The following is a 15,932-nucleotide window of genomic DNA, read 5'->3' as shown; positions in this document are numbered from 1 at the left end:
GTAGCCCATAAAAAAACCGGCCATGGGCCGGTTTTTTTTGGCGCAAAAGATCAAAAGATCGCAGCCTTCGGCAGCTCCTACAGGTGTGCGCGATCCATGTAGGAGCTGCCGAAGGCTGCGATCTTTTGATCTTTCCCTGCAAAAAAAAAGCCCCGCACTTCTTTCGAAGGCGGGGCTTTTGCGTTGCGTTATGCGATCAGAACAGGTCGATCGGTGCCGCCTCATCTGCCGGCAACGGGCTGCCAGGCGCATTACCGTTACCCAGTTCATTCACCGAAGGTGGCGTATCTTCGGCCTTGAACAGCTCGAAGTAGGCGCCTGGTGTGCCCGGAGAGGCGGAGCGGCCGCTGACCGGGTCGACTCGCAGGCTGAGGATGCCTTCCGGCTCAGGCTGCGTATGGGGCGGCTTGCCTTTGAGGGCTGCGCCCATGTAGTCCATCCAGATCGGCAGGGCGACGGTGCCGCCAAACTCACGTTTGCCCAGGCTCTCTGGCTGGTCGAAACCGGTCCAGACAGTGGTCACGTAATCGGCGTTGTAACCGGAGAACCAGGCGTCCTTGGATTCGTTGGTGGTACCGGTTTTACCGGCAATGTCCGGGCGACCCAAGGCCAGGGCGCGGCGGCCGGTGCCGAGTTTGATGACGTCCTCAAGCATGCTGTTGAGGATGTACGTGGTGCGGCCATCAATGATGCGTTCGGCCACGGCCGGCGCTTGCGGCACTGGCTGGGCGGTCAGCGTGTCGCCAGGAGTCGCATTGACCGTGAACGTATTGGCGACCGGAGCAGCAATACCGCTGCTGGCTACGTCGCCTTTGGGTACGCTCGCCGGATTGGCGACGAACAGCGTGTCACCATTGCGGCTTTCGATCTTGTCGATGATGTACGGGCTGATCTTGTAGCCGCCGTTGGCGAAGGTGCTCCACCCAGTGGCGATTTCCATCGGCGTCAGGGTTGCAGTGCCCAGGGCCAGGGACAGGTTGCGCGGCAGGTCCTGCTTGTTGAAGCCGAACTTGCTGATGTAGTCGATGGTGCGATCAACGCCCAGCGCCTGCACCAGTCGGATCGACACCAGGTTGCGCGACTTGTAGAGCCCTTCACGGAGGCGGATCGGGCCGAGGAACGTGTTGGTATCGTTCTTCGGGCGCCAGACTTTATCCAGGTACTCGTCGACGAACACGATCGGCGCGTCGTTCACCAGGCTGGCGGCGGTGTAGCCATTATCCAGCGCGGCGCTGTAGACGAACGGTTTGAAGCTTGATCCCGGCTGACGCTTGGCCTGCATGGCGCGGTTGTAGTTGCTTTGCTCGAAGGCAAACCCACCCACGAGCGATCGAATTGCACCGTTCTGCGGGTCAAGGGAAACCAACGCGCCCTGGGCCTGTGGAATCTGGCTGAACTTCAGTGAGTTGTCCGGCTGGCGCTGCACGCGAATCAAATCACCGACTTGGGCGACGTCCGATGGCTGCTTCGGATTGGCGCCCATGCTGTTGGTGTTCAGAAACGGGCGCGCCCATTTCATGCTGTCCCAGCCGACGTGTTCGTCACCGGCGCGGGTCATGACTTGCAGGCCGCTCTTGTCGACCTGAATGACGATGGCCGGTTCAAGGCCGCTGATGGTGCGTTGCTTGGTCAGCTCGGTGGTCCAGGCTTCGCGAGTCTTGCCCGGCAGGCGCGACTCGGGGCCGCGGTAGCCATGGCGCTGATCGTAGGTCATCAAGCCTTCGTGGATCGCCGTGTTGGCCAACTCCTGCAGATTGCTCGGCACTGTGGTGGTGACGCGAAAGCCCTCGGTGTACGCGTCACTGCCATAACGACCGACCATTTCGGCGCGGGCCATTTCGGCGATGTACGGCGCGTTCACTTCAGGTGTCGGCACGTGATAGCTGGCGTTCAGCGGTTCGTTGATCGCGGTGGTGTAGTCGGCTTCGGTGATCTTGCCCAGCTTGTACATGCGCCCGAGGATCCAGTCGCGACGCTCTTTGCTGCGCGCCGGGTTGGCCAGCGGGTTGAAGCGAGACGGGGCTTTGGGCAGGCCGGCAATCATGGCCATTTGCGCCAGGCTGACGTCACGAATCGACTTGCCGTAATAAACCTGCGCGGCGGCCTCGATGCCGTAGGCGCGGTTGCCCAGGTAGATCTTGTTGACGTACAGCTCAAGGATCTCGTCCTTGGTCAGTTGTCGTTCAATCTGCAGGGCCAGGAGGATTTCAGTGGTCTTGCGCGAGAAGCTGCGTTCGCTGGTCAGGAAGAAGTTCTTCGCCACCTGCATGGTGATGGTGCTGCCGCCGGACTGGATGTGTCCGCTTTTTACCAACTGGGTCGCGGCACGCATCAGGCTGCTGGGATCGACGCCGTAGTGGTTGGCGAAATTGTCGTCTTCAGCACTTAGTAACGCATTAATGAAATTGGGGGGAATGTCGGCGAAACGGATCGGCGTGCGGCGCATTTCGCCAAACTCTGCGATCAACTTGTTGTCGCTGCTGTATACCCGCAGAGGAATCTGCAACTGAATGCTTCTCAGCGCCTCCACTGACGGCAATCCAGGGCTAAGGTAAAGATACGCGCCGCTGAGACCTAAGAGCAGTCCGCAGAAAACGGCGACGATGGACCAACCGAAAAACTTCAGCAGACGAATCAAGGCTTTTGGATATCCAGGGCAAAGAATGAATTAGGCATCAGGGTTCAGGCTAAAAGGAGAACGACCCGCGCTTGAAGTAAAAACCGGAAAAAAACGCTGGGCATTATAAGCATTTTTCCGTCGCAGGCGTCATTTTGCACTGCTGTCAAGACGGATGGATTGAACGCAATGGATATTGCAGAGTCCGTAACTCACGGATAGTCATAGGGAATTGGTAGTGCTAGGACTCTTCAATAAAAAGGCTAATACGCTTCTTGGGATCGATATCAGCTCCACGTCGGTGAAATTACTGGAGTTAAGCCGCCAGGGTGACCGTTACAGGGTCGAGGCCTACGCGGTTGAGCCTCTGCCCGTCAGCGCTGTCATTGAGAAAAACATTGCCGAGCTCGAAGGTGTGGGTCAGGCACTCGTGCGGGTGCTGATAAAGGCCAAAACCAGTCTCAGGAACGTCGCCGTGGCCGTTGCCGGTTCGGCGGTGATCACCAAGACCATCGAGATGGATGCCGGTCTTTCCGATGACGAGATGGAAAACCAGCTGAAGATCGAGGCTGATCAATACATCCCTTATCCATTGGACGAAGTCGCCATCGACTTCGAAGTCCAAGGTGCGTCGGCGCGCAATCCCGAACGCGTCAATGTGCTGCTGGCGGCCTGTCGCAAAGAAAACGTCGAAGTCCGTGAAGCCGCCCTGGCCCTGGCCGGCCTGACGGCTCGCGTGGTCGATGTCGAGGCCTACGCGCTGGAGCGCTCGTTCGGATTGCTGGCGACCCAGCTGGCCGCTTCTCAGGATCGTTTGACGGTGGCGGTGGTCGACATCGGCGCGACCATGACCACCCTGAGCGTGTTGCACAACGGGAAGATCATATACACCCGTGAACAATTGTTCGGTGGTCGCCAACTGACGGAGGAAATTCAGCGTCGCTATGGCCTGACCCTTGAACAGGCCGGGCTTGCGAAGAAGCAGGGTGGCTTGCCGGACGATTACGTCAGCGAAGTGCTGCAGCCGTTTCGCGATGCGCTGGTGCAACAGGTCTCGCGTTCCTTGCAGTTTTTCTTCGCCTCCGGCCAGTACCACTCGGTCGACCACATCCTGTTGGCGGGCGGTACCGCTTCGGTCCCGGGGCTGGATCGGTTGATCGAACAGAGACTGGATACGCCAACCCAGGTGGCCAACCCCTTCTCCGACATGACCCTGAGCAGCAAAGTCAACGCGGGCGCCCTGGCCAGCGACGCGCCGGCACTGATGATCGCTTGCGGATTGGCCCTCAGGAGTTTCGGCTGATGGCGCGGATCAACCTTTTACCCTGGCGCGAAGAGCAGCGAGAACAACGCCGAAAGCGTTTTCTACTGACGCTGGTCGGTGTGTTGGTGGGGTCAGTCGGCGCGGTGTTGATTGCGAACCAGGCCATAGGCGGTGCCATTGATCGACAAGTGGCCCGCAACGATTACGTGGGCAAGCAGATTGCCGTGGTCGACGAGCGGATCAAGCAGATTGGCGATCTGAAAGCCCGTCGCCAGCAACTGGTCGAGCGCATGCGCATCATCCAGGACCTGCAAGGCAACCGCTCGATCAGCGGGCGGATTTTTGATCAGTTGGCGCGCACCTTGCCCGACGGGGTGTATTTCACCGAGGTGAAAATGGCCGGCAAGACCTTGTCCATCGCTGGCGCCGCAGAATCCAACAATCGTGTTTCAGACTTGATGCGCAATCTGGATGCGTCCGACTGGTTCGACGCACCCAGCCTCACGGAAGTCAAAGCGACCACGGCAGGTCAGCTGGACCAGGCCAACGTATTTCAGTTGACCGTTCGTCAGACTCAGCCTGCCGCTGCGGAGGGCGGCCAATGAGTCTATCCAATGGGTTCGAAGCGCTGCGCAAGATTGATCTCAACGATCTGGACACCAACAACATTGGCTCCTGGCCACCAGCGATCAAGGCGTTGGCAGGCGTCCTGCTGATGATTCTGGTGCTGGCGCTGGGCTACAGCTTTTCCACCAGCGACCTTGAGAGCCAGCTCGATCAAAAGCGCGAGGAAGAGTCGACCCTCAAGGAGCAATTTGCCAACAAAGCGCACATGGCGGCGAACCTGGAGCTGTACACCCAGCAGATGAAGGAGATGGAAAACTCCTTCGGCGTGCTGCTGCGGCAACTGCCCAGTGACACCGAAGTGCCCGGGCTGCTGGAGGACATCACTCGTACGGGTCTGGGCAGTGGCCTGGAGTTCGAAGAGATCAAACTGCTACCGGAGGTCACCCAGCAGTTCTATATCGAACTGCCGATCCAGATCACCGTCACCGGTGCCTATCACGACTTGGCGACGTTCGTCAGTGGCGTGGCGGGGCTGCCGCGGATCGTTACCCTGCATGACTTCGACATTGCGCCGGCCAGCCCCGACGGTGGTCCGAAGTTGCGCATGAACATTCTGGCCAAGACCTACCGTTACAACGACAAGGGGCTGCAAAAATGAGCCTGTGTCGTGGTTTTTCCTGGGTGGTGTTGTGCGCCTGTCTGGCAAGTTGTGGCGGCGGCAATGACTTCAGTGACCTGGACGCGTACATGAACGAAATGCGTTTGCGTGCGCCCGGCAAGATTGAACCAACGCCGACATTCCGGTCTTACCCAACATTCACCTACAACGCGGCCAATCTGCGAAGCCCGTTTTCCCGGCAGGTCAGGGTCGACCTTGCCGGCCAGAAACACGGTTCGCGCAACGTCAAGCCCGACCCCAGTCGGGTCAAGCAGTACCTCGAAGGTTTCAACATCGAGCAGTTTGAAATGGTCGGCACGATCTCCAATGCATCCGGCTCCTTTGCGCTGCTGCGCGGGGCGGGCGGCGTACATCGGCTGAAAGTCGGCGATTACCTGGGGCGCAACGATGGGCGGATCGTCGCCATCAGCGGCTCGCAAGTCGATGTGGTCGAAATCGTTCCCGATGGCGAAGGCGCCTGGCTGGAGCGGCCACGGACCCTACCTCTGAAAGAGCACTCATAGTGGGACTCGAATAATGAACAGGATTTTCTCAACCTTCGGTATTTCGCTATGGATAGCGATGCTGTCGCCGATGGTGCAAGCGGCCACCCTCAAAGCACTGGATGTTGCGGCGCTGCCGGGTGATCGCGTCGAGTTGAAGTTATCGTTCGATGCGCCACCACCCACGCCTCACGGGTACACGACTGAGCAGCCGGCACGGATTGCACTGGATCTGCCCGGTGTTGTCAGTCAGCTGGCGAGCAGAAATCGTGATCTGGGAGGTGGCAACGCGCGCAGTGCGACCGTTGTCGAAGCCAAGGACCGTACGCGGCTGATCATCAACCTGACGCAATTGACCCCCTATAACGCGCGGGTCGAAGGTAACAACCTGATCGTGGTGGTCGGGCAGGGGGCCAATAACGCGGGGCCCAAACCCACCGCCAGTGCGCCGCGTGCAGCCGGTCCAAAACCCGCGCCGGCGAAAACTTATGCGCCGGTGGGCAAGGCGATCCGGGGTGTGGATTTCCAGCGCGGCACTCAGGGTGAAGGCAATGTGGTGATTGATCTGTCGGACCCGTCCATCGCCCCGGACATTCAGGAGCACGACGGCAAAATAATTCTCGGTTTTGCCAGGACTCAATTACCAGAGCCGCTGCGTGTGCGCCTGGACGTCAAGGATTTCGCGACGCCCGTGCAGTTCGTCAACGCCAGCGCCACGGGGGATCGGGCCACGATTAGCATTGAGCCCAGCGGTGCCTTCGATTATTCGACCTACCAGACCGATAACAAATTGACCGTCAGTATCCGGCCGATGACCGTCGACGACCTGCAGAAGCGCAATGCCGAACGTGTCGCCTACAGCGGTGAAAAGCTTTCGCTGAACTTCCAGGACATCGATGTGCGTTCGGTGCTGCAACTGATCGCCGATTTCACCAACCTCAATCTGGTGGCCAGCGACACGGTTCAAGGTGGCATCACCCTGCGCTTGCAAAACGTGCCGTGGGATCAGGCGCTGGACCTGGTGCTGAAAACCAAGGGGCTGGACAAACGCAAGATCGGTAACGTGTTGCTGGTGGCGCCGGCCGATGAAATCGCGGCTCGCGAGCGTCAGGAACTGGAGTCGCAAAAACAGATCGCCGAACTTGCGCCGCTGCGTCGCGAACTGTTGCAGGTGAATTACGCCAAGGCTGCCGATATCGCCAAGCTGTTCACCTCGGTGACCAGTGCCGAGGCAAAAATCGACGAGCGGGGCTCGATCACCGTTGATGAGCGGACCAACAACATCATTGCCTATCAAACGCAGGACCGGCTCGACGAGCTTCGCCGTATCGTTGCGCAACTGGATATTCCGGTGCGTCAGGTAATGATCGAGGCCCGCATCGTCGAAGCCAACGTCGACTATGACAAAAGCCTCGGCGTGCGCTGGGGCGGATCTGTCCAGAACAAGGGCAACTGGAACACCTCGGGCGTCAGCAACGGCACCAACGCTTCGTCGACCATCGGCACGCCGGGCAGCACCAGTACCAATTCGCCATTCGTCGACATGGGTACCGTCGGCAATACGTCGGGGCTCGGCATCGCCTTCATCACCGACAACGTGCTGCTCGACCTGGAGCTGACGGCGATGGAGAAAACCGGAAACGGCGAAATCGTCTCGCAACCTAAAGTGGTCACGTCGGACAAGGAGACCGCGAAAATCCTCAAGGGCACCGAAATTCCCTACCAGGAAGCCAGTTCCAGCGGCGCTACCTCGGTGTCATTCAAGGAGGCCTCGCTGTCTCTGGAAGTGACGCCGCAGATCACCCCGGACAACCGGATCATCATGGAAGTCAAAGTCACCAAGGATGAACCGGACTACCTGAACAAGGTGCAGGATGTGCCGCCGATCAAGAAGAACGAGGTCAACGCCAAGGTCCTGGTCAATGACGGCGAGACCATCGTGATTGGCGGAGTTTTTTCAAATACTCAGAGCAAGGTTGTAGATAAGGTGCCATTTCTTGGCGATGTGCCGTATCTTGGCCGCCTTTTCCGGCGTGACGTGGTTTCGGAGAAAAAATCCGAGCTGTTGGTGTTTCTCACTCCGCGTATCATGAATAACCAGGCGATTGCTGTGAGTCGTTGATTCTGTGCGAAATTTGATTCTTGTAGGACCGATGGGGGCTGGAAAAAGCACCATCGGCCGGTTGCTGGCCAAAGAGCTGCGCCTGCCATTCAAAGATTCCGATAAGGAAATTGAATTGCGCACGGGCGCCAATATCCCATGGATCTTCGATAAGGAAGGCGAACCGGGCTTTCGTGATCGCGAGCAGGCAATGATTGCCGAGCTGTGCGAATGCGATGGCGTGGTATTGGCGACCGGCGGCGGGGCGGTCATGCGCGAAGCCAATCGTCGGGCGCTGCGTGCCGGTGGTCGGGTGGTTTACCTGCATGCCTCTGTCGAGCAGCAGGTCGGTCGCACCGCCCGTGACCGCAACCGCCCCTTGTTGCGTACCGCCGATCCGGCCAAGACCCTTCGGGATCTGCTGGCGATCCGCGATCCGCTTTATCGGGAAATCGCCGACCTGGTGGTGGAAACCGATGAGCGGCCACCGCGAATGGTGGTGCTCGATATTCTGGAACGGTTGCAGCAGCTGCCTCCCCGTTAATGTGCAGCGCGAAATGCGCTATCCTCGGCGTCCTGTCATGGCCGCTCAAGGTTGTGGCGGATGGCTACCGAGCGGCGTCACAACAGCAGGCGCCGGGGACATTCGATAACTTAAGGCAGGACGCCTGATTCCATCTTCACAGTGGGGACACATGCAGACACTCAAGGTCGATCTAGGCGAGCGCAGCTACCCGATTCATATTGGCGAAGGTTTGTTGGATCAGCCTGAGCTGCTGGCCCCGCACATACGCGGACGGCAAGTGGCGATCATCTCCAACGAAACCGTTGCGCCGCTCTATCTCGAACGTCTGACCCGCAGCCTCGCGCAGTTCTCGGTGATCTCCATCGTGCTGCCCGACGGCGAAGCCTTCAAGACCTGGGAAACACTGCAACTGATTTTCGACGGCCTGCTGACCGCAAGGCATGACCGCCGCACGACGGTGATCGCCCTCGGTGGCGGCGTCATTGGTGACATGGCCGGTTTTGCTGCGGCCTGCTATCAGCGCGGTGTCGACTTCATTCAGATCCCGACCACACTGCTGTCGCAAGTCGACTCCTCGGTGGGTGGCAAGACGGGGATCAACCACCCGCTGGGCAAGAACATGGTCGGCGCGTTCTATCAGCCGAACGTGGTGCTGATCGATACCGCCTCCCTCAATACCCTGCCGGCCCGCGAACTGTCCGCCGGGCTTGCGGAAGTCATCAAATACGGGCTGATCTGCGACGAGCCGTTCCTGACCTGGCTCGAAGAGAACGTCGATCGCCTGCGTGCACTCGATCAGGTTGCCCTGACCTACGCCATCGAGCGCTCTTGCGCCGCCAAGGCTGCGGTGGTCGGTGCCGACGAGCGGGAGACCGGTGTGCGTGCCACGCTTAACCTGGGTCATACCTTCGGCCACGCCATCGAAACCCATATGGGCTATGGTGTCTGGCTTCATGGAGAAGCGGTGGCTGCTGGCACTGTGATGGCGTTGGAAATGTCCGCACGCCTGGGCTGGATCAGCGAGCAGGAGCGCGATCGCGGTATTTGCCTGTTCCAGCGCGCCGGCCTGCCGGTGATCCCGCCTGAAGAGATGACTGAAGCCGATTTTCTCGAACACATGGCGATTGACAAGAAAGTGATCGACGGTCGTTTGCGCCTGGTGCTGCTGCGCCGCATGGGCGAAGCAGTGGTGACCGACGATTATCCGAAAGAGGTTCTACAGGCCACGCTGGGAGCGGATTACCGCGCCCTGGCTCAGCTTAAAGGTTAATAAGATCCCGATGACTAGTTTGCATGCCGACGAGGCTTTCCTCGGCCATTACCAATTGAGTCACGACCCTTTCGCTCCACGGGTGCCTGGCTTCAAATTCTTTCCGGCCCAGCGCAAACCGGTGCTGGGACAACTGCATCATCTTGCACGATACAGCCAGTTGCTGCTGGTGGTCACTGGCCCCGAGGGCAGCGGTAAAACCCTGCTGCGCCAGGCCCTGGTGGCCAGTACCAACAAGCAATCGGTTCAGAGCGTAGTGGTTTCCGCGCGAGGTGCCGGCGATGCGTCAGGCCTGCTGCGTCAGATAGCCCAGGCGCTGAACGTCGCCCAGGCAGAGATCGGCGCGATTCTGGCTCAGGTGGTGCAGCTCGCGCTGACCGGTCAGGAAGTTTATTTGCTGGTGGATGACGCCGAGCAGCTTGACGAATCCGCACTTGAAGCTTTGATGGCTCTGGCGGCCGGCGCACCGGAAGGTCGCCCACACGTGTTCTTGTTCGGCGAGTCCGCGCTGATCGCTCAGCTTGAGGCATTGAGCCTCGAGGAAGAGCGTTTCCACGTCATCGAGTTACAGCCTTACACCGAAGAAGAAACCCGCGAATATCTGGACCAGCGGCTTGAAGGCGCCGGTCGGGGTATCGAACTTTTCACCGCAGATCAGATCTCTGATATTCACGAAAGCTCTGAGGGTTGGCCTGGCGCCATCAACCAGGTCGCTCGCGATGCGATGATCGAAGCCATGATAGCCAGCCGCTCAGCGGTCAAGCGTCCAAGTATGGGGTTCAACATGCCGAAAAAACACGTATTGGCGATTTCCGCCGTCGTCGTGGTCGCGGTTGCTGCCGCCTGGTTGATGCCGGGTCGCAGCAAAGCACCGACCACCGGCGCACCTGCCAACGAACAAGCGCAATTGCCGCTCGGCCAGGGCACACCAACACCAAACAGCGGTGGCGCTCCATCCGTCGAATTCGCCGGTAACACGCAGCCGATGCCGTTGCCGCTGGTCGGCAACTCGCAGCCGGTCATGCGCAAGCCTTTGGCCGAAGCGGCTGGTGGCATCACTGAAGGCGATGATGGCGTGCCGGTCGCGGGTTCCAGTGCCACACCGCCGACCGTGACCACGACTGCGCCGCCTACCGGCATCCAGCCGGGCCCGGCGCCGACTCCGGCCGCCAAACCGACTCCAGCGCCGACTCAGGTCGCGACGGCCAAGCCAGTTCCGACTGCGCCTGCCGTGAAGCCCGCGCCAGCGCCAGCCAAACCTGCCGCTGTTGCTGCCGCCAAACCTGCCGAGAAGCCAGTCACCGTGGCCAAAGCCGCCGGTGGCACTTGGTACGCAGGGCAAGCGCCAGGCAATTACGTGGTGCAGATCCTGGGTACCAGCTCCGAAGCCGCCGCGCAAAACTTTGTGAAAGAGCAGGGCGGCGAGTACCGTTATTTCAAGAAAGTGCTTAACGGCAAGCCGCTCTACGTGATCACCTACGGTAGCTTCGCCAACCGCGATGCAGCCGTTACCGCCATCAAGGCCTTGCCAGCGAAGGTTCAGGCTGGTAAACCTTGGCCTCGCACTGTCGCCAGCGTCCAACAGGAACTGGCAACAACTCGCTGAAGATTCGGCGGCCTTACCCAGGCCGCCTCTCCCGGCACCTCAAAATTTTCCACACGCGCATGCTGCCCTAGAGGCCGCGTGCCTTGTGGTGTCTGCGTCACAGTAGTCTTTGAGTCGTTGCGGTCAAAATTAAAAAAAAGTTTTGACTAGCACAGCATATCGCTTTAAACCTTTCACAAATGCGACATAGATTTGCGACAGTTCGTCGTCAAATTTGTGAGCCTCTGTGTCGGTGTGTACAATGACCTCCCTTTTGCCCCCGCAAAGCTGGCGTACGTTCGGCGCGGATGGTAAGCGGTTGAATTAAAAAGAAATTTGCCTCGATAAGAGGCAGCCTGGTGAGAAAGTGTCTATGAAAGCAGGTCTGTACCAACCAGATGAATTCAAGGATAACTGCGGTTTCGGCCTGATAGCCCATATGCAGGGCGAGCCCAGTCATACCCTTTTGCAAACGGCCATCGAGGCCCTGACCTGCATGACCCACCGCGGTGGGATCAACGCCGACGGCAAGACCGGTGACGGTTGCGGTCTGCTGATTCAGAAGCCGGATGTGTTCCTGCGAGCGATTGCCCAGGAAACCTTCGGCGTCGAAATGCCCAAGCAATATGCGGTGGGTATGGTCTTCTTCAACCAGGACCCGGTCAAAGCCGAAGCCGCTCGCGAGAACATGAACCGCGAGATCCTGGCCGCTGGCCTGCAGCTGATCGGCTGGCGCAAAGTGCCAATCGACACCAGCGTCCTCGGTCGCCTGGCCCTTGAGCGCCTGCCGCAGATCGAACAGGTGTTCATCGGTGGTGCCGGCCTGAGCGATCAGGACATGGCCGTCAAGCTGTTCACCTCCCGTCGTCGCTCGTCCGTGGCCAATGCCGCTGACGCCGATCACTACGTCTGCAGCTTTTCCCACAAGACCATCATTTATAAAGGCCTGATGATGCCGGCGGATTTGACCGCCTTCTATCCAGACCTCAGCGACCAGCGCCTGCAAACCTCGATTTGCGTGTTCCACCAGCGCTTCTCCACCAACACCCTGCCGAAATGGCCGCTGGCTCAACCGTTCCGCTTCCTGGCGCACAACGGCGAGATCAACACCATCACTGGCAACCGCAACTGGGCCGTGGCCCGTCGCACCAAGTTCACCAACGATCTGATGGACCTGGAAGAACTCGGCCCGCTGGTCAACCGCGTCGGTTCCGACTCCTCCAGCATGGATAACATGCTCGAGCTGATGGTTACCGGTGGCATCGACCTGTTCCGTGGCGTGCGGATGATCATTCCGCCTGCGTGGCAGAACGTCGAAACCATGGACCCGGACCTGCGGGCGTTCTACGAATACAACTCGATGCACATGGAACCGTGGGACGGCCCGGCCGGCGTGGTAATGACCGACGGTCGCTACGCGGTGTGCCTGCTCGACCGTAACGGTCTGCGTCCGGCGCGTTGGGTCACCACCAAGAACGGCTTCATCACCCTGGCGTCGGAAATCGGCGTCTGGAACTACCAGCCTGAAGACGTGATCGCCAAGGGCCGCGTTGGCCCGGGCCAGATCTTTGCCGTGGACACCGAAACCGGCCAGATCCTCGACACCGACGCCATCGACAACCGCTTGAAGTCTCGTCATCCGTACAAGCAATGGCTGCGCAAGAATGCCCTGCGCATCCAGGCGACCATGGAAGACAACGACCACGGTTCGGCGTTCTACGACGTCGATCAGCTCAAGCAATACATGAAGATGTACCAGGTCACTTTCGAAGAACGTGACCAGGTGCTGCGCCCGCTCGGCGAGCAAGGCTACGAAGCGGTTGGCTCGATGGGCGACGATACGCCGATGGCCGTGCTGTCCCAGCGCGTGCGCACGCCGTACGACTATTTCCGTCAGCAGTTCGCGCAGGTCACCAACCCGCCAATCGACCCGCTGCGTGAAGCCATTGTCATGTCGCTGGAGATCTGCCTCGGTGCCGAGCGCAACATCTTCCAGGAGTCGCCGGAACACGCCTCGCGCGTGATCCTCAGCTCGCCGGTCATTTCTCCGGCCAAGTGGCGCTCGCTGATGAACCTCGATCGTCCGGGCTTCGAGCGCGCGATCATCGATCTGAACTACGACGAAAGCGTCGGCCTTGAAGCGGCGATTCGCAACGTTGCCGATCAGGCTGAGGAAGCCGTGCGCGGCGGTCGTACCCAGGTGGTGCTGAGTGACCGTCACATTGGTCCGGGCAAATTGCCGATCCACGCTTCGCTCGCCACCGGCGCGGTGCACCACCGCCTGACCGAAAAAGGCCTGCGTTGCGACTCCAACATTCTCGTTGAAACCGCGACTGCTCGTGATCCACACCACTTCGCGGTGTTGATCGGTTTCGGCGCCTCGGCGGTCTATCCGTTCCTGGCCTACGAAGTGCTGGGTGACCTGATCCGTACCGGTGAAGTGCTGGGCGACCTCTATGAGGTGTTCAAGAACTACCGCAAAGGCATCACCAAAGGTCTGCTGAAGATCCTGTCGAAGATGGGCATCTCGACCATTACGTCGTACCGCGGTGCGCAGTTGTTCGAAGCCATCGGCCTGTCCGAAGAAGTGTGCGAATTGAGTTTCCGTGGCGTGCCAAGCCGCATCAAGGGTGCGCGGTTCGTCGACATCGAAGCCGAGCAGAAAGCCCTGGCGGCCGAAGCCTGGAGCCCGCGCAAGCCGATCCAGCAAGGCGGTCTGCTGAAGTTCGTCCACGGTGGCGAATATCACGCGTACAACCCGGACGTGGTCAACACATTGCAAGCCGCTGTGCAGCAGGGCGACTACAGCAAGTTCAAGGAATACACGGCGCTGGTGGACAACCGTCCGGTGTCGATGATCCGCGACCTGTTCAAGGTCAAAACCCTGGACACGCCGCTGAACATCAGCGAGATCGAACCGCTGGAATCGGTGCTCAAGCGCTTCGACTCCGCCGGCATCTCCCTCGGTGCCCTGTCGCCGGAAGCCCACGAAGCCCTGGCCGAAGCCATGAACCGCCTCGGTGCGCGTTCCAACTCCGGCGAAGGCGGCGAAGACCCGGCGCGTTACGGCACCATCAAGAGCTCGAAAATCAAGCAAGTCGCGACGGGTCGTTTCGGTGTCACTCCGGAATACCTGGTCAACGCTGAAGTGCTGCAGATCAAAGTCGCTCAGGGCGCCAAGCCCGGCGAAGGTGGCCAGCTGCCTGGCGGCAAGGTCAACGGCCTGATCGCCAAGCTGCGTTACGCGGTACCGGGCGTGACCCTGATTTCGCCGCCGCCGCACCACGACATCTACTCGATTGAAGACTTGTCGCAGCTGATTTTCGACCTGAAACAAGTCAATCCGAAGGCGCTGGTCTCGGTGAAACTGGTCGCAGAAGCAGGCGTCGGCACCATCGCCGCCGGTGTGGCCAAGGCCTATGCGGACTTGATCACCATTTCCGGTTACGACGGCGGCACCGGCGCATCGCCGCTGACGTCGATCAAATACGCGGGCGCCCCGTGGGAACTCGGCCTGGCCGAAACCCACCAGACCCTGCGCGGCAACGACCTGCGCGGTAAAGTCCGGGTGCAGACCGACGGCGGCCTGAAAACCGGCCTCGACGTGATCAAGGCGGCGATCCTCGGCGCCGAAAGCTTCGGCTTCGGCACCGCGCCAATGATCGCACTGGGCTGCAAATACCTGCGTATCTGCCACCTGAACAACTGCGCCACTGGCGTTGCGACTCAGAACGAGAAGCTGCGTAAGGATCACTACATCGGGACCGTCGACATGGTGGTGAATTTCTTCACCTACGTCGCCGAAGAAACCCGTGAGTGGCTGGCCAAGCTGGGCGTGCGCTCTCTCGAAGAGCTGATCGGTCGTACCGATCTTCTGGAGATCCTTGAGGGCCAGACCGCCAAGCAGAATCACCTCGACCTGACGCCGTTGCTGGGCAGCGATCACATCCCGGCAGACAAGCCTCAATTCTGCCAGGTAGACCGCAACCCGCCGTTCGACAAGGGCCTGTTGGCCGAGAAAATGGTCGACATGGCCACGTCGGCCATCAACGACATGAGCGGCGCCGATTTCGCCCTGGATATCTGCAACTGCGACCGCTCCATCGGCGCGCGGATCTCCGGTGAAATCGCTCGCAAGCACGGCAACCAAGGCATGGCGAATGCGCCGATCACCTTCCGCTTCAAAGGGACGGCCGGTCAGAGCTTTGGTGTGTGGAACGCCGGCGGCCTGAACATGTACCTGGAAGGCGACGCCAACGACTACGTCGGCAAAGGCATGACCGGCGGCAAACTGGTCATCGTTCCGCCGAAGGGCAGCGCTTACAAGACTCAGGACAGTGCCATCATCGGTAACACCTGCCTTTACGGCGCCACGGGCGGCAAACTGTTCGCTGCCGGCACCGCGGGCGAGCGTTTTGCCGTGCGTAACTCCGGTGCCCACACCGTGGTGGAAGGCACTGGCGATCACTGCTGCGAATACATGACCGGTGGTTTTGTCTGCGTATTGGGCAAGACCGGTTACAACTTCGGCTCAGGCATGACCGGTGGTTTCGCCTACGTGCTGGACCAGGACAACAGCTTCGTTGACCGGGTCAACCACGAACTGGTGGAAATCCAGCGGATCAGCGGTGAGGCGATGGAAGCCTATCGCAGCCACCTGCAACGCGTGCTGAACGAATACGTCGAGGAAACCGACAGCGAGTGGGGTCGTAACCTCGCTGAAAACCTCGATGACTATCTGCGTCGTTTCTGGCTGGTCAAGCCTAAGGCTGCCAACTTGAAATCGTTGCTTTCCAGCACCCGTGCCAACCCGCAGTGATATGCGCCTGAAGAGTTTGATG

10 protein-coding genes are annotated in these 15,932 nt (G+C 59.8%); 9 read left to right on the top strand and 1 reads right to left on the bottom strand.

The features are described 5' to 3' along the window. Window positions 1-196: 196 nt before the first annotated feature. The gene (locus JFU37_RS10700; protein ID WP_446739443.1) at window positions 197-2,635 is read right to left on the bottom strand and encodes a penicillin-binding protein 1A; all 2,439 of its coding nucleotides are present in this window, start codon (window positions 2,633-2,635) and stop codon (window positions 197-199) included. A gap of 220 nt (window positions 2,636-2,855) precedes the next feature. Here JFU37_RS10700 and JFU37_RS10695 point away from each other — a divergent pair, with 220 nt between their 5' ends. The 9 genes from JFU37_RS10695 to gltB all read left to right on the top strand — a co-directional run bounded on the left by JFU37_RS10695 (window position 2,856) and on the right by gltB (window position 15,910). Next, the gene (locus tag JFU37_RS10695) at window positions 2,856-3,920 is read left to right on the top strand and encodes a type IV pilus assembly protein PilM (RefSeq protein ID WP_201115268.1); all 1,065 of its coding nucleotides are present in this window, start codon (window positions 2,856-2,858) and stop codon (window positions 3,918-3,920) included. Continuing rightward, on the top strand, window positions 3,920-4,486 hold the full coding sequence (locus tag JFU37_RS10690) for a PilN domain-containing protein (protein WP_201115267.1): 567 nt from the start codon (window positions 3,920-3,922) through the stop codon (window positions 4,484-4,486). The genes JFU37_RS10695 and JFU37_RS10690 overlap by 1 nt, the downstream gene beginning before the upstream one ends. Continuing rightward, a complete protein-coding gene (gene pilO, locus JFU37_RS10685; protein WP_201115266.1) occupies window positions 4,483-5,106 on the top strand; it encodes a type 4a pilus biogenesis protein PilO in 624 nt (207 codons plus the stop codon). The genes JFU37_RS10690 and pilO overlap by 4 nt, the downstream gene beginning before the upstream one ends. Beyond that, window positions 5,103-5,630, top strand: a complete 528-nt coding sequence (locus JFU37_RS10680) for a pilus assembly protein PilP (protein ID WP_201115265.1) — start codon at window positions 5,103-5,105, stop codon at window positions 5,628-5,630. The genes pilO and JFU37_RS10680 overlap by 4 nt, the downstream gene beginning before the upstream one ends. A gap of 13 nt (window positions 5,631-5,643) precedes the next feature. After that, window positions 5,644-7,731 (top strand): type IV pilus secretin PilQ, encoded by a 2,088-nt coding sequence (gene pilQ / locus JFU37_RS10675; RefSeq protein ID WP_201115264.1) that lies wholly within the window; start codon window positions 5,644-5,646, stop codon window positions 7,729-7,731. A gap of 4 nt (window positions 7,732-7,735) precedes the next feature. Beyond that, window positions 7,736-8,254: a shikimate kinase AroK gene (aroK, locus tag JFU37_RS10670; RefSeq protein ID WP_201115263.1), complete on the top strand. Its 519-nt coding sequence runs from the start codon at window positions 7,736-7,738 to the stop codon at window positions 8,252-8,254. Between the two features lie 151 nt (window positions 8,255-8,405). After that, entirely contained in the window at window positions 8,406-9,506 is a 1,101-nt protein-coding gene (gene aroB / locus JFU37_RS10665) for a 3-dehydroquinate synthase (protein ID WP_201115262.1), read from the top strand. 10 nt (window positions 9,507-9,516) lie between these two features. Further along, a complete protein-coding gene (locus JFU37_RS10660) occupies window positions 9,517-11,112 on the top strand; it encodes an SPOR domain-containing protein (RefSeq protein WP_201115261.1) in 1,596 nt (531 codons plus the stop codon). Window positions 11,113-11,464: 352 nt separating this feature from the next. Beyond that, complete coding sequence (gene gltB, locus JFU37_RS10655) at window positions 11,465-15,910, top strand: glutamate synthase large subunit (protein ID WP_201115260.1); 4,446 nt, start codon at window positions 11,465-11,467, stop codon at window positions 15,908-15,910. The last annotated feature ends 22 nt before the right edge of the window (window positions 15,911-15,932 follow it).

This window comes from Pseudomonas sp. TH41 (genome assembly GCF_016650695.1).
Classification (GTDB): Bacteria; Pseudomonadota; Gammaproteobacteria; order Pseudomonadales; family Pseudomonadaceae; genus Aquipseudomonas.
Note: the sequence above shows the minus strand (reverse complement) of the source record. Positions and strands in the feature narration are given on the sequence as shown.

Coding starts and splice junctions, on each gene's coding strand:
- JFU37_RS10690 (WP_201115267.1), top strand. CDS start 3,920: ATGGCGCGGATCAACCTTTTACCCTGGCGCGAAGAGCAGCGAGAACAA.
- JFU37_RS10660 (WP_201115261.1), top strand. CDS start 9,517: ATGACTAGTTTGCATGCCGACGAGGCTTTCCTCGGCCATTACCAATTG.
- aroB (WP_201115262.1), top strand. CDS start 8,406: ATGCAGACACTCAAGGTCGATCTAGGCGAGCGCAGCTACCCGATTCAT.
- pilO (WP_201115266.1), top strand. CDS start 4,483: ATGAGTCTATCCAATGGGTTCGAAGCGCTGCGCAAGATTGATCTCAAC.
- JFU37_RS10680 (WP_201115265.1), top strand. CDS start 5,103: ATGAGCCTGTGTCGTGGTTTTTCCTGGGTGGTGTTGTGCGCCTGTCTG.
- gltB (WP_201115260.1), top strand. CDS start 11,465: ATGAAAGCAGGTCTGTACCAACCAGATGAATTCAAGGATAACTGCGGT.
- pilQ (WP_201115264.1), top strand. CDS start 5,644: ATGAACAGGATTTTCTCAACCTTCGGTATTTCGCTATGGATAGCGATG.